At 73.0% G+C, this 18,574-nt stretch carries 18 protein-coding genes; 14 read left to right on the top strand and 4 right to left on the bottom strand.

Annotation, left to right across the window (positions count from 1 at the left end; genetic code table 11):
- Positions 1-5: 5 nt before the first annotated feature.
- From J8403_RS42140 to J8403_RS42130, 3 genes are read left to right on the top strand one after another with little or no spacing between them, the layout of a single operon-like run.
- Positions 6-992 carry an AraC family transcriptional regulator gene (locus J8403_RS42140; protein ID WP_211127819.1) on the top strand — a complete coding sequence of 329 codons (987 nt, stop codon included), beginning with the start codon at positions 6-8 and terminating at the stop codon, positions 990-992.
- Position 993: 1 nt separating this feature from the next.
- Complete coding sequence (locus J8403_RS42135; protein ID WP_211127818.1) at positions 994-2,196, top strand: AAA family ATPase; 1,203 nt, start codon at positions 994-996, stop codon at positions 2,194-2,196.
- An 18-nt stretch (positions 2,197-2,214) separates the two neighbouring features.
- Complete coding sequence (locus J8403_RS42130) at positions 2,215-3,852, top strand: VWA domain-containing protein (RefSeq protein ID WP_211127817.1); 1,638 nt, start codon at positions 2,215-2,217, stop codon at positions 3,850-3,852.
- Between the two features lie 14 nt (positions 3,853-3,866).
- Here the strand turns inward: J8403_RS42130 and J8403_RS42125 are convergent, their stop codons facing one another.
- Positions 3,867-4,790: an alpha/beta hydrolase gene (locus J8403_RS42125; RefSeq protein WP_211127816.1), complete on the bottom strand. Its 924-nt coding sequence runs from the start codon at positions 4,788-4,790 to the stop codon at positions 3,867-3,869.
- 181 nt (positions 4,791-4,971) lie between these two features.
- Here J8403_RS42125 and J8403_RS42120 point away from each other — a divergent pair, with 181 nt between their 5' ends.
- From J8403_RS42120 to J8403_RS42075, 10 genes are all read left to right on the top strand, one after another.
- Positions 4,972-5,817 (top strand): helix-turn-helix domain-containing protein, encoded by an 846-nt coding sequence (locus J8403_RS42120; RefSeq protein WP_211127815.1) that lies wholly within the window; start codon positions 4,972-4,974, stop codon positions 5,815-5,817.
- Between the two features lie 147 nt (positions 5,818-5,964).
- The gene (locus J8403_RS42115) at positions 5,965-6,729 is read left to right on the top strand and encodes a GntR family transcriptional regulator (protein WP_211127814.1); all 765 of its coding nucleotides are present in this window, start codon (positions 5,965-5,967) and stop codon (positions 6,727-6,729) included.
- A gap of 34 nt (positions 6,730-6,763) precedes the next feature.
- Entirely contained in the window at positions 6,764-7,186 is a 423-nt protein-coding gene (locus tag J8403_RS42110; RefSeq protein ID WP_211127813.1) for a phosphonate C-P lyase system protein PhnG, read from the top strand.
- Positions 7,183-7,866, top strand: coding sequence for a phosphonate C-P lyase system protein PhnH (gene phnH / locus J8403_RS42105; protein WP_211127812.1), 684 nt, complete (start codon positions 7,183-7,185; stop codon positions 7,864-7,866). Before J8403_RS42110 ends, phnH begins: the two co-directional genes overlap by 4 nt.
- Positions 7,866-8,987 (top strand): carbon-phosphorus lyase complex subunit PhnI, encoded by a 1,122-nt coding sequence (locus J8403_RS42100; protein ID WP_211127811.1) that lies wholly within the window; start codon positions 7,866-7,868, stop codon positions 8,985-8,987. Before phnH ends, J8403_RS42100 begins: the two co-directional genes overlap by 1 nt.
- Entirely contained in the window at positions 8,984-10,849 is a 1,866-nt protein-coding gene (locus tag J8403_RS42095; RefSeq protein ID WP_211127810.1) for an alpha-D-ribose 1-methylphosphonate 5-phosphate C-P-lyase PhnJ, read from the top strand. The genes J8403_RS42100 and J8403_RS42095 overlap by 4 nt, the downstream gene beginning before the upstream one ends.
- A gap of 5 nt (positions 10,850-10,854) precedes the next feature.
- Positions 10,855-11,631 carry an ATP-binding cassette domain-containing protein gene (locus tag J8403_RS42090; RefSeq protein ID WP_211127809.1) on the top strand — a complete coding sequence of 259 codons (777 nt, stop codon included), beginning with the start codon at positions 10,855-10,857 and terminating at the stop codon, positions 11,629-11,631.
- Positions 11,628-12,887: an alpha-D-ribose 1-methylphosphonate 5-triphosphate diphosphatase gene (locus J8403_RS42085; protein WP_211127808.1), complete on the top strand. Its 1,260-nt coding sequence runs from the start codon at positions 11,628-11,630 to the stop codon at positions 12,885-12,887. The genes J8403_RS42090 and J8403_RS42085 overlap by 4 nt, the downstream gene beginning before the upstream one ends.
- A complete protein-coding gene (locus J8403_RS42080; RefSeq protein ID WP_211127807.1) occupies positions 12,884-13,714 on the top strand; it encodes an inositol monophosphatase family protein in 831 nt (276 codons plus the stop codon). Before J8403_RS42085 ends, J8403_RS42080 begins: the two co-directional genes overlap by 4 nt.
- Entirely contained in the window at positions 13,711-14,274 is a 564-nt protein-coding gene (locus J8403_RS42075; protein WP_211127806.1) for an HD domain-containing protein, read from the top strand. The genes J8403_RS42080 and J8403_RS42075 overlap by 4 nt, the downstream gene beginning before the upstream one ends.
- A gap of 156 nt (positions 14,275-14,430) precedes the next feature.
- On the opposite strand, the gene J8403_RS42070 is transcribed toward J8403_RS42075, so the two are convergent.
- Both J8403_RS42070 and J8403_RS42065 read right to left on the bottom strand, forming a co-directional pair.
- A complete protein-coding gene (locus J8403_RS42070) occupies positions 14,431-15,858 on the bottom strand; it encodes a sensor histidine kinase (RefSeq protein ID WP_211127805.1) in 1,428 nt (475 codons plus the stop codon).
- 3 nt (positions 15,859-15,861) lie between these two features.
- Complete coding sequence (locus tag J8403_RS42065) at positions 15,862-16,539, bottom strand: response regulator transcription factor (protein ID WP_211127804.1); 678 nt, start codon at positions 16,537-16,539, stop codon at positions 15,862-15,864.
- 204 nt (positions 16,540-16,743) lie between these two features.
- Here J8403_RS42065 and J8403_RS42060 point away from each other — a divergent pair, with 204 nt between their 5' ends.
- On the top strand, positions 16,744-17,067 hold the full coding sequence (locus J8403_RS42060) for a hypothetical protein (RefSeq protein ID WP_211127803.1): 324 nt from the start codon (positions 16,744-16,746) through the stop codon (positions 17,065-17,067).
- Positions 17,068-17,134: 67 nt separating this feature from the next.
- On the opposite strand, the gene J8403_RS42055 is transcribed toward J8403_RS42060, so the two are convergent.
- On the bottom strand, positions 17,135-18,439 hold the full coding sequence (locus tag J8403_RS42055; RefSeq protein WP_246586253.1) for a HAMP domain-containing sensor histidine kinase: 1,305 nt from the start codon (positions 18,437-18,439) through the stop codon (positions 17,135-17,137).
- Between the last annotated feature and the right edge of the window lie 135 nt (positions 18,440-18,574).

Raw genomic sequence — 18,574 nt, 5'->3', positions numbered from 1 at the left:
GGCGCATGGATGTGGTGAGCGACGCGATCTCTGCCGTGCACCTCGGCCATCCGCGGTCCCACCGGGTGCGGACGAGTGGGAGTTGGTGCGCGCGGCTGGACCCGTATGACGGTGCGGGCTTCTACGTCGTCGTGAAGGGCTACTGCTGGCTGTTGACCGACGGCGGCACCGTGGTGCCGCTCGGCGTGGGTGACGCGGTGCTGCTGCCCCATGGCACGGGCCATGTGATCGCCGACTCCCCCGTCGATGCGGCGGTGGCGAAGGAGAAGGCGGTGCCGTTCGAGCAATGGCTCGTGGCGGAAGGGCCGCGGGCCCGGCCTGATCGCTACAAGCCTGATCACTACGAGCCTGATCACTACGAGACCGAGATGCTCTGCGGCACGTACTGGCTCGACTGCAGCCGTATGCACCCGCTGATGGCGGAGCTGCCCGAGGTCGTCCACCTTCCCCGCCGAGTAGGCGGCCACCTCGAACTCCGTGCCGCGATCGACCTGCTCGCCGGTGAGCTGGACGAGAGCCGGCCCGGCTCCTGCGTCGCGCTGCCGAACCTGCTCGACCTCCTCCTCGTCTACATGATCCGCTCCTGGATGGCCGAGACCACCTGCGGCGCCTGGCCCGGCGCACTGGGCGACCCGGTGACGGCCGCCGCCCTGCGGGCGATGCACTCCAACCCGGCCGCGCCATGGAGCATTGACCGCCTGGCGGCGGAGGCGGGCGTCTCCCGGCCCACCCTGGCGCGCCGGTTCACCACGCTCGTCGGCCGCCCTCCGATGACGTACCTCACGTGGTGGCGCGTGATCCTTGCCGCCACCTTGCTCCGAGACACTCCCGATACCCTGGCCACCATCGCCGGCCGGGTCGGCTACGGCAGCCCGTACGCGCTCTCACACGCCTTCGAGAGGGAGTTCGGCACGACACCGGGGCGGTATCGGGCGCAGGCCGCGGCAAGGCCGTCTCGTGAGCCCAACAGGGTGTCGCAGGCAGGGAGTTGAGTTGGACAGCGCACAGGACGCGCAGGACACGGCCAAGCGGCTGCGAGCGATCGGGGACGAGCTGTCGGATCGTTTCTACGAGCGGGCCGACGTGGTGCGGACGCTGGTGGTGACGCTGCTCGCCGGGCAGCACTCGCTGGTGCTCGGCCCGCCCGGAACGGCGAAATCCGAGATGGCCCGGGAACTCACGGGCCGGATCGAGGGGGCGTCCTACTGGGAGATCCTGCTGTCGAAGTTCACCGCGCCGACGAGGATGTTCGGTCCCATCGACGTCGCCGCGCTGGCCCGGGGTGAGTACCGCCAGGTCTACGACGGCCGCGCCACGACCGCGCATGTCGCGTTCATCGACGAGATTTTCAAGTGCTCCACGGCGGCGCTGAACGAGACGCTGGGCTACCTCAACGAGCGGATCTACCACCCCGAGAGCGGCGGCGAGCCGATCCGCTGCCCCTTGATCGGGGCCATCACGGCGAGCAACGAACTGCCCAGCGGCGAGGATGCGGCCGCGATCTACGACCGGCTGCTGGTGCGGATCGAGGTCGGATATCTGGAAGACCCCTCGAACTTCGCCGCGCTGGTCCGCTCCGCCGTCAGCCGCCCGGCGGCACCGGCCCGGACCACCGTCGAGCTGGCCGCCTTGCGGCACGCCGTGACCGAGGCCGTCCCGGCCGTCGTGGTCCCCGACGCGATCGTGGACGCGGTGTGTACGCTGCGGGCCGCCCTGCGCCGTAAGGAACTCGTGGCCTCCGACCGCCGCTGGCGGCAGGCGGTGGGTCTGCTCCAGGCGTCCGCGTACCTCGATGGCCGTCCAGCGGTCGCCGAGACCGACCTGACGGTGCTGACCCACGTGTTGTGGAACTCCCCCGCCCAGCGTCCGACCGTCGAGCGCGAGGTGCTGCAACTGGTCAACCCCGACGCCAAGGAGGCGCTCGACCTGGCCGACGCCCTCGAGGAGCTGGAGGCCCAGCTCGACGCCATGGCCGGGCAGTCCCGCGAGGCGCTGAGCGAGTGGGTCATCAAGAAGGCCCACAACCAGCTCGCTATGGCGGGGAAGCGGCTGGAGAAGCTGCGCCAGGACGCGGCGAGCGCGGGCCGCTCCACGGCCGCCATCGACCGCGTCACCGGCCGCCAGCGCGCCGTCCGCGCCCGCGTCCTCACCGAGGCCCTCGGCGTGGACGCGAGCACGGTGCAAACCCAGCTCTGAACACCGGGGGCCAGGAGCATGGACGAGACACCGGACCGGACAACGGGCCGGCTCGACGAGCTGGCGAGCCGGGCCGGGACATGGCTGGGCCGGTCCGCCGCCGCTCCCGAGCGGCACACCGCGGCCGTGATCGCGGACCGGTTCGACCGGATCACCTGGCGAGACACCTACGAGCAGTCGGCCGGACTGCGCGAGGTGGCCGAGGAGCTGAACGGGCGTTACCACTACACCACCGACCTTCTGACCGATGTGTTCCTGGCCGCCTACAAGGTCGGTCCGCGGCTGCGCGAGCGCGCGGAGATGGATCCCTCCCGGCTGGTCAACCACCAGGTCATCACCTCGCTGGTGGCGTCAGTGGAGTTCGCCGAGCTGCGCCGGGAGACGGCCGGCGATCCCTACGCCGCCGCCATGGCCGTGCTCGCCCAGGCCGCCGCGTTGCGCGGGATGCTGGAGCGCTCGCGGACGGCCCAGGAGCGGGCCGAGCGCGCGAAGCGGGCCCAGCGGGACGCCGAAGGCGTGGCGGACGCCGTGAGCGAGGCGCTCCAGCGGGCCGCCGACGAGGCGGCCTGGTCCAACGGGGTCGGCACCGTCCCGGCCCCGGCCGCCGACGCCGTACAACGCGCGATCGCGGCAGCCGAGACCGCCGACGCCGCAGCGCGGCAGGCCGCCCAGGACGCCGCGCGGGCCCTGGCGGCCGCCCGCGGCATCCGTGCCGCCGCACGGAACGCGGCGGCGAAGGCCGCCCGGGCCGTGCGGGAGGAGGCCGCGCTGATGCGGGCATGGGGCGTTGGCCCCGGCGAGCTGGAGCGGATGCCGTTCGACCGGCGCGCCCGGCTCGCCGAGCGGCTGCGCAGCGGCCGTCTCGCACGGTGGGCCGAGCTGATCGGCCGCTTCCGGCAGATGGCCGGCGGTGAGCGCGCCCGTAAGGTGGAGAACGCCACCGGGGAGCTGGTCGGCGTCACGCTCGGCGATGACCTCTCCCGCGTCATCCCCTCCGAGCTGGCCAATCTCGGCCTGCCCGACCTGCGTGCGGTGTTCGCCGCCCGCTACGCCGCCGGGGAGCTGATGGTGTACGACACCCAGGGGGAGCACACCACCGGCCGGGGCGCCATCATCGCGTGCGTGGACACCTCGCACTCCATGTACGAGGCGGGGCCCGGCGGAGTCACCCGGGAGGCGTGGGCCAAGGCGTGTGCCCTGGCGCTGCTGGATCAGGCCCGTCATGCCAAGCGTGACTTCGTCGGCATTCTGTTCTCCGCCGCGGACAAGATCCAGGTGTTCCGCTTTCCGTCCGACCGGCCCGCCGGCATCGCCCGGATCCTCGACTTCGCGGAGACCTTCCTGGGCGGCGGCACCAGCTATCAGACGCCGCTGACAGCGGCCCGCGAGCTGCTGGCGGAGGAGTTCAACGACACCGCCCGCACGCGCGGCGACATCGTGATGATCACCGATGACGAATGCGGCGTCACCGAGGAATGGATGCGCGGCTGGAACGACGCCAAGCATCAGTTGGGCTTCCGGGTCTTCGGCGTGGCCATCGGCGCCCCGCGCGCCGCCGAGGCCGGCTCGGTCCTGGAGGCCCTGTGTGACAACCTCCGCTCCATCGAGGACCTCACCGAGGTCCACGCGGCCGCCGACCTCTTCCGCGTGATCTGACCCGGCCTTGGAATTCACTGGTGGCCCAGGTGCTCGCCGAAGAAGCCGGCGAGCTTCTCGAGGGCGGGGTCCACGTACTGCTTCTTGTCGTAGAGGTCGACATGGCTTGCGCCGTTGATCCAGTGGATCTCCTTGGGCCCGATGGCCCGCTGGAACGCTTCGACGCTCATCCAGGAGGTGACGGCGCGGGCGCCGACGATCATGAGCAGAGGGCGTTGCCCGATCAGCGGGATCGGGGTGAAGGCGTCGAAGGTGGCCATCTTGTCGATGCTGGTCCAGGTGAAGAAGCGCGCCGAGCGGGCGTGTCCGGCTCGCGGGGTGCGGTAGTAGTCGAAGCCCTCGGCGCCGTGTTCTCCGCCGAGCGCGCGGGCCTGCTCGGCGGTGTCGGGGAAGAGGGTCAGGACCGGCGGCGCCTCACCATGAGCCTCGGTGGTGCGTGCGTGCGCCGCGGCAGCCAGCATGCCCTGGAACACGGACGGGTCCTGGGTCCCGTCGGCCCCCAGGCGGAACTGGCGGGCGATGTCGACGGCACTGACCGTGGCGACGGCCTTGATGCGGTGATCGCTCGCGGTGGCGGGCAGTGCGTAGCCACCGGAGGCGCAGATGCCGAGTGCGCCGATGCGCTCCGCGTCGACGTCGCCGCGGGTGGTGAGGTGGGAGACGGCCGCCTTGAGGTCCTCGACGCGGTGGGCGGGATCCTCCAGACCGCGCGGCTCGCCGCCGCTCTCGCCCTGGTGGGCCGCGTCGAAGGCGAGGGTGACGAAACCCCTCTCGGCCAGGCGCCGCGCGTACAGACCGGCGGCCTGCTCCTTCACACCGCTGCCGGGGTGGCCGACGACGATCGCCGGGCGCGGGCCCGGTGCCGGGGTGTCGGGAAGGTAGAGGTGGCCGGCGAGCGGGATGCCGGCACTGTCGAAGGTGACGTCGGTCTTCGCCACGGGATGCTCCATGAGTGCTCTCTCGGCGGGGCCGCACCTGTGCGGTGGGCTCCGCGCCCGGCACACCGCCGGGCACATGTCCACCCTCGGCGCGGCTCCGGGCACGCAAAAGGGGCACGTTCCTGGCTGGGAAGAAACCTGCCCCCTCACCATGGGTGCCGCTCACGCGAGAATGGGGAGCATGACTCCGGCACCCGCTCCCCGCGATCTCGGAGCCTTCCTCAAGGCTCGCCGAGCACAGCTGGCTCCGCGGGATCTGGGCCTGCCCGAGACCGACTCGCATCGCAAGGTCGCGGGACTGCGCCGCCAAGAGGTCGCCCAGCTCGCGGCCATCAGCGTCGACTACTACACCCGGCTGGAACAGGGCCGGGTCCGAGCATCCGTATCGGTGCTCGCCACCCTCGCCCGCGCGCTGCGCCTCGACGACGACCAGCAGAAGTACCTCTACGAACTGGCCGGCAGGTCCGACGCGCGGCCGCGCCGTCGACGGGCGCCCGCGCAGCGCATGCGACCCGCCATGCGGCGCCTGCTCGACCAGCTCACGGGCTCCCCCGCCGTCGTTCTCGGCAAGCGGATGGACATCCTGGCCTGGAACGTCGCCGCCGCGGCCCTGTTCACCGACTTCTCGCTGACGCCACCGGGGCGGCGCAACTACATCCGCCTGCTGTTCACGGATCCGGTCGTCCGCGCCATGCACCGGGAGTGGGAGCACGACGCCCGCGACGCCGTCGCCGCCCTGCGCATGGAGGCCGCGGCGGATCCCGACGACCCCGAGCTGGCCCAGCTCGTCGGCGAGCTGTCCGTCCAGGACGCCGACTTCCGCACCTGGTGGGCCGAGCACCGCGTCAACAGCCTCAGCTACGGCACCAAGCACTACCGGCATCGGCTGGCCGGTGACCTGACACTGGACTGCGATGTCTGGAGCAGCCCCGACGGCTCAGGGCAGCGCCTCATGGTCCTCACCGCCGAGCCCGGCACCCCGTCGCACGATGCCCTGCGCATCCTCACCGCCTGGACGGCCGCGTAACGCCGCAGGACGCGCGCACACCTTGGATTCCAAGGGAGAAGGCCGGTTCGAATCGTGAAACAACTGTGCCGTTTGTTCACGTTCCCGGCCTGACTCGTTGGCCATCGGCAGGTTGTCCGGACGAGTGGGCCGATCACAGTTCCCGGTGTGAGTGCGACCAGGTATCTGGAGATCGCGGAGCAGTTGTCCGCCGAGCTGGCCGAGTGCGCCCGTGGCACACGGGTCGCCAGCGAGGCCGAGATCGCCCGGCGGTTCGGCGTGGGCCGGGCCGCCGCACGGGCGGCCGTTCAGGAATTGGAGCGCCGATTCGTCGTCCGCCGGACCCAGGGGTCGGGCACGTTCGTCAACCGGCGCATCGACTACGTCATCTCGCGCAGCGTCCCGCCGTCGTGGTCCACCACGATCGCCGCGGCGGGCGCCACACCTCGTGCGCTGGTCAAGTCGGTGCGCACGATCCCCCTGCCCGCGGGGCTGGCGGACAGGTTCGAGCGGCCCGCCGGGTCGCCGGTGCACGAGGTGGTGCGCGAGTTCTACATCGACGACCTCCTCGCCTCCTGGACCCACGAGTGGATCCCGGTGGACGAGGTGCCGCACCTGGATCTGGCACTGCACGCGGTCGACTCCGTCGATCTCGTACTCCGCCAGACGGTGCGGGTGCGGCCGATGCGGGCCTGGTGCCGGGTCAGCATCGACGTGCCCCCGGCGGAGGTCCTGCGGGTCCTGCGCATGGAGAGCAGCCAGCCCGCCTGGCTGGTGGAGAGCGTCAGCCGGGACGAGGCGCTCGGCAACGTCCTGATGTGCAGCCGTACCTGGACCCGTGCCGACGCCGTCCGGGTCGTGGTCGAACTCGACGAACAGGCGGCCACCGGTGACGAGGTCGCCACACCGCGGAGAGTTGTCACACCGCAATGAACCAGGAGAACCAGGAGAAGCAGTGACATACGTCATGAGCAGGGAGCATCGCTGTGCCCTGCTGGCCGAGGCCGAGAGGGCCGAACTGATCGAACTGGCCGATGCCTGCATCGCCGACGGCGCGCAGGTACGGGTGCTGGTGGGGCCCGAGGTCGGGTGCGTGACCGCGCAGGTCCGCGAGCCGGTCCTGGAGCAGCGGTTCCTGCTCGGTGACGTGCTGGCCTGCCGGGCCGAGGTGGAGCTCGCGGGCCACCGCGGCTGGGCCATGCGTCTCGGGGACGACCGCGCGGCCGCGCTGGCCGCCGCGGTGCTGGACGCCGAGGCGCAGTGCGGCCGCCCCCGGACCGCCGAGATCGACCTGCTGTGCGAACGCGTCGCGGAGCGCCGCGAGCGGCGGGAGAGCCAGGAGTGGGCGGAGCTCGCCCCGACCGTCGTCGCATTCGAGGAGCTGACGTGACCGCCGTGGAAACAGAGCCGGCACCCGCCGCCGGCGCCGCCGGAACCGCGGAACTGGTGACCGCGGCCAAGCTGGGCCCGGCCCAGGCCCAGGGCGTCTTCCGCGCCGTGCTCGACGCCCTGGCGCGGCCGGGCACGGTGACCCGGTTCCCCGCGGACGCCCCCGGCGCGGTGCCGCCCGCGCTGCTGCCGGTCCTCGCGCTCGCGGACCTCGGCACCGGTGTCCGCGTCCTGGAGGATGAGGGCTCGCACCGCTGGTCGGACGTGGTGAGCGTGGCCACCAACGCCCCCGCGGTGCCGCTGGAGGAGGCGCGGCTCGCCGCCGCCGTACGGCCCGTCACGGCGGAGGAGATCCGGCGGCTGGCCCGGGGCACCGCCGACGCGCCGGAGGACGGCGCCGTGCTGTGTCTGCCGGTGGCCGCGCTGGAGGGCGGGCCGTCCACCTGGCGGCTGTCCGGGCCCGGCGTGCCGGGTGAACGGGACATCGCCCCGCAAGGCGTGCCGGACGGGTTCGTGGCGGCGCGCGCCGAGGCCGTCGGCGGTTTCCCCGCGGGGGCCGATCTGCTGCTCGCCACCCCCGACGGCCGCGTCATGGGCCTGCCGCGCAGCACGACCGTCACGATCGTGGCCGATGCCACGACCGGCGCCGTGGCCGATGCCGTGGCCGAGGAGGAGGACTGATGGGGTACTCGGGAGCACGCGGAGGACTCGAGGCGATTCTCGCCGCCGAGGACCTGGTCCGCCGCAAGCGGGACCACGCGCCCGCGCCGTGGTCGTCCACCGAGCAGATCACCGCCCGGTTCCGGCTGGCCGTCGACCGGGTGATGGGCGAGGCCGGGCTGTACGACGAGCCCACCGCGGCCGACGCCTTCCGGCAGGCCGAGGGGGACACCCTGGAGGCATCGCACCTGCTGCGCGCGCAGCGGTCCACCCTGCCGCGGCTGGCGGTCAGCGAACCCGTCGACCCGGGCGAGATGACCGTGATACGCCGCATCGTGCCGGCGTTCCGCGAGCCCGACGGACCGCAGCTGCTCGGCCGCACCTCCGACTACACCGGCCGCCTGCTGGAGCGGCCCGACGGCCGGCCGGAGCCGGACCAGGAGGACCACGCCGGGACGAGTTCCGCGGAGCGCACCGAGGAGCAGCGCAGCCCCCGCCGGTTCATGGACCTGCTGCGGAAGATGGAGCTGCTCGCCGAGGGGCGCACCACCGACGATCCGGAGCCGCACGACATCACCCGCAAGCCCGCCCGGCCGCCCGCCGACCGCTCCGCCGTCCTGGCCGCCATGGCCCGCGCCGAATCCGGTGCGCTGGTGGCGCTGTGGTACCGCTCGATCCTCGGGCCGGACGGCGATGTGCACGAGATCACCCTGGGCGAGCTGCGGCACGGCCGGCTGCCGCTGCGGGTCCGCCACCCGCACACCGGGAACCCCGTCGCCGTAGGCGAGTTCCGGGTCACCGAGGCCGAGGCCATCGAGGACCTGGACGGTGCGGACGAGGACCGTACGCGCTTCGACATCGGCTACGGCCTGTGCTTCGGGCACAACGAGCGCAAGGCGATCGCCATGGCCAACCTGGACATCGCCAACCGCCGGTTCGGCCGCAGCGGGCCGCTGGAGCAATTGCTGCTGCTCACCATCGACGGCCTCGACTCGGGCGGCTTCCTGGAGCACCTGAAGCTCCCCCACTACGTCACCTTCCGCTCGATGGTCGAGCGCAAGCAAGCCATGCGGGCCGCCGCCGAGGCGGGAGAGGACCCGCCCGCGCGGGCCGCCGAGCCCGCCGGAAAGGACTGCCGATGAGCACGACGTACGACACACCGCAGGTGTCCGGGATCGGCGCGCTCGTCGCCGAGGCGGACGCGGGCAGCCCGCCTGCCGGGATCCTCGACGAGGACGCCAAGCGGGAGATCCGCCGGGCCGCGCTCGCCGCGGTCTGCGTGCCCGGCTACCAAGTCCCGTTCGGCTCCCGGGAGATGCCGGTGGCGCGCGGCTGGGGCTCGGGCGGACTGCAGATCACCCTGGGGGTGATCGGCGCCGAGGACACCGTGAAGGTGATCGACCAGGGCGATGACGCCGGGGTCAACGCCACCAATCTGCGCCGGATGATCGCCGGGACCACCGGGTGCGGCGAGTCCGCCGACACCCGGGAGGCCACGGTCGTACAGACCCGGCACCGCATCCCCGAGGAGGCCCTGGGCGCCCGGCATGTGCTGGTCTACCAGGTGCCGGTGCCCGAGCCGCTGCGCGGTGTGCAGAAGTCGGTGGCCGAATGCGCGCGGATGCACGCCGAGGGCGACTACTCCGCGATGTGGGTCAGCCTCTACGAGGACATCGTCCGCAACGGCATGATCACCGCGAGCACCGGCTACCCGGTGCTGGTCGGCGGCCGCTATGTGATGGCGACCAGCCCCATCCCGCGCTGGGACGTGCCACGGCTCCACGAGGCCGAGCACCTCAATCTCTTCGGCGCCGGCCGGGAGAAGCGCATCTACGCGGTGCCCCCGCACACCGAGGTGCGGCCCCTGACCTTCGACGACGTGCCCTTCGAGGTCGAGCACGAGCCGGGCGGGCGCTGCAAGTTCTGCGGCAGCGACGACGTCTACCTCGTCAACGCCGGTACCGAGGGCGCCTTCGCCTGCAGCGACACCGAGTGGTGCGCGCGGGTCCAGGCCGGGGACGCCGACACCGGCGCCCACCGGGAGCGCGCCCCGCTGGCGCTGCTGCCCGATCCGGCAGTCCGCGCGGGTCGCCGGGGCGCGCCCGTGACCCCTGCCGTCGCGACGGACGACGCGCCGGCGCCCGCCCGCAGGACCCGGGCCGACGGTCCCGAGTGGGCCCTGCGCGTCGACGGCATCGGCAAGGTGCACGGCGCGGGTGGCGCGTCGGCCGTACCCGGCACGGGTCCCGAGCACGCCACCGCGATCAGCCCGTCCACCGGTGCGGTGGTCGCCGCCTGGGACGTCTCCTTCGACGTGGCGCCGGGCGAGGCCCTGGGCCTCATCGGCGAGTCGGGCTCCGGCAAGTCCACCGTGCTGCGCTGTGTCATCGGCGACGAGCCGGCCACGGCCGGACAGGTCCACCTGGCCTCGGTGGACGACGGCGCGTCCGAGGTGCTCGCGCTGCCCGCGGCCGTACGGCGGCGGCTGCGGATCGACTCGATGGCCGTGGTCTACCAGGACCCGGCCGCCGGGCTCGACCTGCGCGTCTCCGCCGGCGGCAATATCGCCGAGCGGCTGACCGCGGCGGGCTGGCGCGGCTATCACGCCATCCGGCGCCGCGCGGCGGAGCTGCTGGACCGGGTCGAGGTGCCGCTGTCCCGCATGGACGACCCGGTGCACACCTTCTCCGGCGGCATGCGGCAGCGCGTGCAGATCGCCAAGGCTCTGGCCACCGAACCGCCCGTCCTGCTGCTCGACGAGCCCACCACCGGTCTGGACGCCTCCGTCGCCGCCGGTGTGCTCGATCTGCTGCGGAGCCTGCTCGCCGAGCGGGACGTGGCCGCCGTGGTCGTCAGCCACGACTTCTCGGTGATCGAGGCGCTGACCGACCGCACGCTGGTCATGCAGATGGGCCGGGTCGTCGAACAGGGCCTGACCGACCAGCTCTTCCACGATCCCCACCACCCCTACACCCAGCGGCTCGTCGCCGCCGCCCGGAGGTGAGCCCGGTGAACACCACCGCCGACTCCACCCACTCCCCATCCGAGAACCAGGGCACCGTGCTGTCCGTACGCGCCCTGTACAAGTCCTTCACCCTGCACAGCATCGACGGGCGGACCGTGCCGTCGCTGCGCGGGGTCGACCTCGATGTGCACACCGGCGAGCACGTCGCCCTCGCGGGCCCCAGCGGTGCGGGCAAGTCCTCGCTGCTGCGCTGTGTGTACCGCACCTACCTGCCGGACTCGGGTTCCGTACGGCTGCGCACGCCGGCCGGGACGGTCGAGCTGACCACGCTGCCCGACCGGGAGATGGCCCGGCTGCGCGGCCGGCAGTTCGGCTATGTCTCACAGTTCCTCGCCGCACCGCCGCGCACCGGCCCGCTGGAGGTCGTCGCGGCGACCGCCCGGCGGCGCGGGCTCGACCGGGGCGAGGCGAGGGAGGCCGCCGCGGCCGCGCTGCGCCGGCTGAACCTCGACGAGACGCTGTGGGACGTCGACTGCGGTGTCCTCTCCGGCGGTGAGCGCCAGCGGGTGAACCTCGCCGCGGGCACGGTGCAGCCGCCCCGGCTGCTGCTGCTCGACGAGCCGGTCTCCGCGCTGGACCCGGCCAACCGGGAGGCCGCGCTGGAGCTGGTGGACTCGCTGGCGGGGCAGGGCGTCGCCGTCCTCGCCGTCTTCCACGACATGGACGCCATCCGGCGGCTGGCGTCCCGGGTGGTATTCGTCGGGGACGGACGGATCGCCCGGCAGGGCGCGCCGGAGCAGATGCTGGAGGCCGCGGCATGAACACGGGACTGGTGAGCAGCGGGCCGGCCGAGGCGCCGGCCCAGGGCTGGACGCTGGGCGGCCCGCCCCGGGACTATGTGCTGGGGCACGTACGGGCGGTGCTGCCGGACCGGCTGCTGGACGACGCGCTGGTCGCGGTCCGGGACGGCCGGATCGCGGCGGTCGAACCGCACCCGGCCGGTGTGGAGGCCGATGTCGACGGCCAGGGGATGCTGTGCCTGCCCGGTCTGGTGGATGTGCACAGCGACGGTCTGGAGAAGGAGCTGCTGCCGCGCCCCGGGGCCGAACTGCCCATGGAGTTCGCGCTGTTGTCCTTCGAGGGCAAGCTGCGCGCGGCGGGTGTGACGACGGCGTTCCACGGCGCGGCGTTCGAGGAGAGCGGTGGCCGCGGGATGCGCCGCACCCTGGAGAGCGCACGGCGGATCTGCGCGGCCGTGGAGAGCCGTGGCGACGACGGCCTGGTGGACCACCGGATCCTGCACCGGCTGGACATCCGCTGCCCGGAGGGTCTGGCCGGGCTGCGGCAGCGGCTGGCGGAGATCGGTGGCGCCGCCCGCGGGCCGGTCCTGGTGTCGCACGAGGACCACACGCCGGGCCAGGGGCAGTACGCGGACCGCGGCTACTACGAGCGGTATCTGGTCGGCACCCGCGGGGTCACCGAGGAGGAGGCCCGCGTCTACGTCGACCGGCTGATCGAGGACCGGGACGGCCGGCTCGACGTCCGCGAGGAGGCGCTGGAGTGGCTCGGCGAGCAGGCCGGGGCGGGCCGGATCCGGCTGCTCGGCCACGACCCCAGCTCGCCCCGGGAGATCGAGGAGCTGTGCGACCGGGGCGGCTCGGTCGCGGAGTTCCCCACCACGACGGCGGCCGCGAAGGCCGCACGCGAGCACGGCATGCCGGTCGTGATGGGCGCGCCGAACGTGCTGCGCGGCCACTCCCACAACGGCAACGCGTCCGGCCGTGAGCTGGTCGGCCGCGGCCTGGTCACCGCGCTCGCCTCCGACTACCTGCCGTCGGGGCTGCTCTCGGCGGCGCTGCTGCTCGCCGAGGACGGGCTGGCGTCGCTGCCCGAGGCGGTCGGCCTGGTCACCGGCGGCGCCGCGGACGTGGCCGGGCTCCCGGACCGCGGCCGGCTCGTGCCGGGTCTGCGGGCCGATCTGGTGCTGGCCGAACCGGGCCGCCCCTGGCCCGTCGTCGCGGCCGTCCTGCGCGCGGCCCCGGGAGCCCCGGGAGCCTTTGGAGGTGACGCGGCATGAGCGGCCGGATCCCCTGGCCGGTGCCCCAACCGCACCTGCCCTCCGGCGTCCACCCGGCGCTGGCGGAGGCGACCCGGGCCGCCACGGACGCGTTCCGCGCCGCGCGCGAGGCGTACGACCGGGCCCAGCTGGCCGAGAAGGTGCAGGTCGGCGCGGACGGTACGCCCACCATGCGGCTGGACATCCTGGTGGACACCGCGATCGCCGAGGTCGTCAACGCCCACCGGATCAATCTGCTCAGCGAGGAGCTGGGCCATATCGACAACGGCTCCGCCGTCACCCTGGTCACCGACCCGGTGGACGGCACGGCGAACGCCGCCTCCGGGGTCCCCCTGTCCGCGTTCGCGGGCGTCATCGCCGTGGACGGGGTGCCGAAGGAGGCGCTGACCAGCTGGCTGGACACCGGGCGCTGCTGGCACACGGTGGCGGGCCGGCCGTCGCCGTACCGCACGAACGGCCGCACCGAGCTGGACGGCGCGGCGGTGAGCCTGCTGCGGCCGCAGGCGCATATCGCCGACGCGTGGTGGCGGGTGGCGACGCGGGCGGCCAGGATCCGCATCCTGTCCACGAGTTGCCTGGAAGCGGTGCTGGTGGCCGAGGGGTCGACGGACGCGTTCGCCGACGCCGGCTCCGACACCCACCGGATCGTGGACCTGGCGGCCGCGATGGTGACGGTCCCCGCGGCGGGCGGCGCGGTGATCGATGTGCACGGGCGACCGCTGGAGATCGACCCCGACCTCACCCGCCGCTGGTCGGGTGTGGTCGCGGCGACCCCGCGGCTCGCGGAGGAACTGGCGGAGACCATCCGCGGAACGGAGGACCGATGACCGGCGGGATTCCCGCTGCCCCGCTCACGGGCGAGGAGCTGACCGCACTCGTCGACGGCCTCGCGGGCCTGCCCTACGGCGGAGAGGCCGTCGACCAGCGGACCCACGCGCTGCAGACGGCCTGGCTGGCGAGGGACGCGGGCGCGGACGACGAGCTGGTGGTGGCCGCGGCGCTGCACGACATCGGCCGGGCCCGGCCGGTCCGGGCCGAACACCCGGGCCTGCCGCACGAGGTGGCGGGCGCCGAGTTCGCCCGGCGCCGGGTGAGCGAACGGGCGGCGTGGGTCATCGCCCAGCACGTACCGGCCAAGCGTTATCTGGTGGCGACCGATCCGGCCTACCACGCCCTGCTCAGCCCGGCGTCGATCGCGTCCCTGAAGGTCCAGGGCGGCCCGATGGACGAGCACGAGGCGACGGAGTTCGCGGCGCATCCGCTGTCCGCGGACGCGGTCGCGCTGCGCCGCTGGGACGACGCGGCAAAGGACCCGGACGGCCCGCGGCTCACGATGCCGGAACTCCTGGCGGCCCACGCCCGCTGCGTCGAGGCGCGGCGGACCTGACGGCGGCGCCCCGGGAGCAGCTGCACCGAGGCCGCCCGTCGCCGGTCGACTGGGAGAGGTAGTCGCCGACGGAGGCGCCGAGCGGGCGGGTGAGGCGTAGGCGATCCAGAAGCGCCACACCGCGTGGGTTGGACGACGGCACAACGTGCGAGGGAGTCACATCGCCAGTGGCAGCCGCAGGACCAGCCGGGCTCCCGGGCCATCGCCCTCCACCGCCACCCGGCCGCCATGATGAGTGGTCACATCCCGCACGATGGCCAGCCCCAGCCCGGAGCCGCCGACGTCCCGGCTGCGGGCGTCATCCAGCCGGGTGAACCGTTCGAAGACCCGCTCTCGGTCGACGGGTGCGATACCGGCACCGTCGTCCTGGACACTCAGCACCGCCTCCTCACGCGCGGTGTCCAGGGTGACCTCCACCCGGTGGCGGGCATACCGGACGGCGTTGTCGAGCAGATTGCGCACGGCCCGGGACAGGGCGTCCGCGTCCCCGCGGACACGGGCGGGGCGGATGCGGCCGCGGACGACGGCCACACCGGGGCGGACGTGCAGCCGCCCCACCTCGGCCCGCACCAGGTCGTCCAGGTCGACATCGGCCGTGAGCGCGGTAGCCGGAGTGGCGTCCAGACGGGCCAGCCGTACAAGGTCGTCGATGAGCCGGCCGAGCCGGACCGTCTCCTCCAGCAGATCGGGCAGCCGGGCCGAGAAGTCGGTCCGGGGGTGGCGGGCGGCGGTCTCGAGTTCGGCCCGTACGGCAGCCACCGGGCTGCGCAGCTCGTGCGCGGCGTCGGCCACGAACTGCCGCTGATGAGCGGTGGCCTCGTCGAGCCGCGCCAGCAGATCGTTGAGGGTGGCCCCCAGCCGCCTCATCTCGTCGGCGGCCGGCGGCAGATCCAGCCGACGGTGCAGATCGGTGGCGGTGATCTCCGCGGCTTGGCGGCGCAGCCGCTCCACCGGCACCAGCGCCCGCCCGGTGATATGCCATCCGGCGGCGGCGAGCAGGGCCGTCAGTACCGGAAGGCCCACTGCCAGCTCGGCGACCAGCTCATCCACGCTGTGGTCGGCCTGGGCGGTGGCGAGCCCCACGTACACGGTCTTGGGGGCGTGCGTCGATCCGGCCGACACGGTGGCGACGCGGTAGGTCCCCTGGTCGCCCAGCGGGACCCCGTCGGCGGTGCGCACCGACGGTTCGCCGCCGGGGTCCGGTTTCAGCGTCCGGAACAGCGCGGGTTCCCCCGTGACGTTCCCGGACGCCGCGATCACCCGGCCCCGGTGGTCGACGATCTGGGTCACGTCGTCACCGGTGCCGGAGGCGGGCAGCGGCCGCACCGCCCGGCCCTTGTCCAGGTCGGCTGCGATGATCAGCGCACGCTGGCGGGCGCTGTCGTCCAGGCTGCGGATGAGAGAAGCGTGCTGGCTGACCACCAGCAGCGCGCCCGCCAGGAACAGACCGAGCGCGGTGACGAGCGTGGCGGCGAGTGTCAGCCGTATCCGCAGGCCCAGCCCGCGCCAATGGGGGAGCCGGACGCGCGTCCCTGATGTCGCCGGGACCCTGCGGGGGGCCAGGGGCACGGCGGGGGTCTCCATGGGTCACCTGCCGTCGGCCGCGAGGCGGTATCCCGCCCCGCGGACGGTTTCGATCGACCGCACCCTGAAGGGAGTGTCGATCTTGCGTCGCAGATAGCCGATGTAGACCTCGACGACATTGGGGTCCAGATCGAAGTGCTCGGCCCAGACATGGGTGAGGATCTCCTGTTTGCTCACCACCTGGCCCTCGTGGCGTACCAGATATTCGAGCAGCGAGAACTCACGGGTGGTCAGCTCGATGGGAGTACCGGCGCGCACACAGGTGCGGCCTCCCGGGTCCAGGAGGAGGTCCCCGACGCTCAGGACCGGAGGTCTGGGGCTGTGGCCGCGCCGGATCAGGGCGTGCAGCCGGGCGGTCAGGACGACGTAGGAAAAGGGTTTGGTGAGGTAGTCGTCCGCGCCGATGTCCAGCCCGTCGGCCTCGTCGTACTCGCCGTCCTTGGCGGTGAGCATCAGTACGGGGGTCCAGTCCTCGGCGGCCCGGAGCCGCCGGCACACGTCGTAACCATTGACCCGCGGCAGCATGATGTCCAGCACGATGGCGTCATAGGCGGTCTCGCCGACTCTGTACAGCCCCTCCTCCCCGTCGGTGGCGAGGTCCACGGCGAATCCCTCGGTGGTGAGCCCATGGACCAGGGCGCGCCCCAGCATGGGATGGTCTTCGACGACGAGGACACGCATATTGCACCTTCCCCTCCCCCTACCCCCCAAATGGTCTTTTTCAGCGTAAGGGGGCCGCGGGACGGCGAGCTGAGAGCCCGCTGAGAGACCCCGGAGCGTCCGTGACCTCCGTCACTCCACCTCAGGCTCCTCTCAGCTGCCCCGGCGCAGGATGAGCGTGTTCCGGATGGAAGGTCCGTCCGGTGCCGAAAGCGAAGGTTGAACATGAACACGCGCAAGAAGGCAGCCATACTCGCTGCGTCCGCCGTAGCCATCGTCACGACCGTCATCGGTGGCGGTACCGCCATGGCGGCCACGCAGCCGTCCCACCCCTCGTCCTCGGTGTCCGCCACGGCGCAGAAGCCCACCCCTCCGGGCCCCTCCCCCTCGAAGAGCGGCGGCGAGCACGAGAAGAAGGGCGAAAACGAGCAGAAGGGCGAGAGCGAGAAGAAGGACGAGAGCGAGCAGAAGGGCGGCCAGGAGGACGGCTCCGGCGGTCACCACGACTCCGGCTCCCGGACCAACCACGAGTCCGAGGGCGACGAGTAGGAAGAAACCCCGGACCTCACCCGAGGCGGGCGGTCGTCTTCGGCCGCCCGCCTCATCCGGTGACGGCTCACTCCGGTGGCGGCGGTGGCTCCATGACCGGCAGCAGCAGGGTGAAGGTGGTTGGCGCCGTCCGGGCGAGGGTGAGCCGCCCCCCTGCCGCCTCGGCCATTTCCCGTGCCAGCGTCAGCCCGATGCCACTGCCGGCCCGCGATGTCGTCGCCCCCCGCTCGAAGACGGCTCGCCGGTCGAGCGTCAGCGAGCCCTCATCGGACACGTCCACGGCGACCGCGACGCCCATCTCGCGCACCGTGACCTCGACCGCGCCGCGGCCGTGACGCAGGGCGTTGTCCAGCAGGACGTCCAGGATCTGTTCGGCGGTGCGGTCGGGGATCCACAGATCTTCCCCGCCGGGCTCGACGCCGAAGTCCAGACGACGGCCCTCGGCGGCGAATGTGCCGTGCCAGCGGCGCTCCACCCCCTCGACCACCTCGGCAGTGGGCCGGGCGGTCGCGGGAACGCCGGGGTGCGACGCCCTGGCCAGCCGCAGCACCTCGTCCACCGTCTGCTGAAGATGCCGGACCTGCTCCAGGGCCTCGGTCACCGCCGCTCGCAGATCCGCGTCGGGATCGGCGGCGGCCGCGTCCAGACCCAGCTGCAGACCGGCCAGCGAGGTGCGCAGCTGATGGGAGGCGTTGGAGGTGAAGTGACGCTCGTGCTCGAGCCATCGGGCCAGGCGCTCGACCATGGTGTTCTGGGTACGCGCCACCTGGTCGATCTCGGCGATCGCGCTGCCTTCAGCGCGCGCGGTCAGATCCCCGTCCGCCACCGCTCCGGCCTTCTCCGAGAGCGCCTCCAACGGTGCGGTGAGCGTGCGCGCCTGCCGGCGTGCCACCACGACGGCCGTGACCAGAGCCACCAGGGCGGTGCCGGCCAGGCCGAGCCAAGCCAGGATGACGCGATACCAGACCTGAGATGTGCCGGTCGAGGCGCGGACCACACCGATCACCTGCTCCCCGGTCGCTATGGGCACGGCCACCACGAGCTGGTGGTCGGCGCGCCCCCGGGCCGCCGCCCCACCCCGGGCCGCCCGGGCGATCGCGTCCGCCCTCCTGGGACCACTGCCGTCGCGCAGCCGCCCGGAGAGGTCGTACACCCCGACATCGGTCCCCCGCTCATGGGCGGGGAGTTCCACCTGGTCGCCCGCCACGAACTGCGGGGGCACATGGATGGCGGCCGCCAGGGCCACGCGTTCCAGCTCATCGCGCTCGTCCGCGAAGAAGGACGTCTGGATCCCGAGCGCCAGCGGCGTGGCGAGGAGGACGAGTGCCACCAGCACCGCCGCCACTGCCACCCGCATCACACGCTGTCTCATTCGCCCATCATGAGCGCGGGCGCGCCCCGGCGAGGCCGAAGCGAGGATGTCACCGGCCGGTTTTGCCGTCGTCTAACCGTCGTCATCGCGAGCGTTTACCGCCTCCTCCCTAGCGTCGGAGACCACCAGCGGTTC

The sequence above is a fragment of the Streptomyces yatensis genome, from assembly GCF_018069625.1.
GTDB lineage: Bacteria > Actinomycetota > Actinomycetes > Streptomycetales > Streptomycetaceae > Streptomyces > Streptomyces yatensis.
This window is presented reverse-complemented; position numbering and strand designations above follow the sequence as displayed.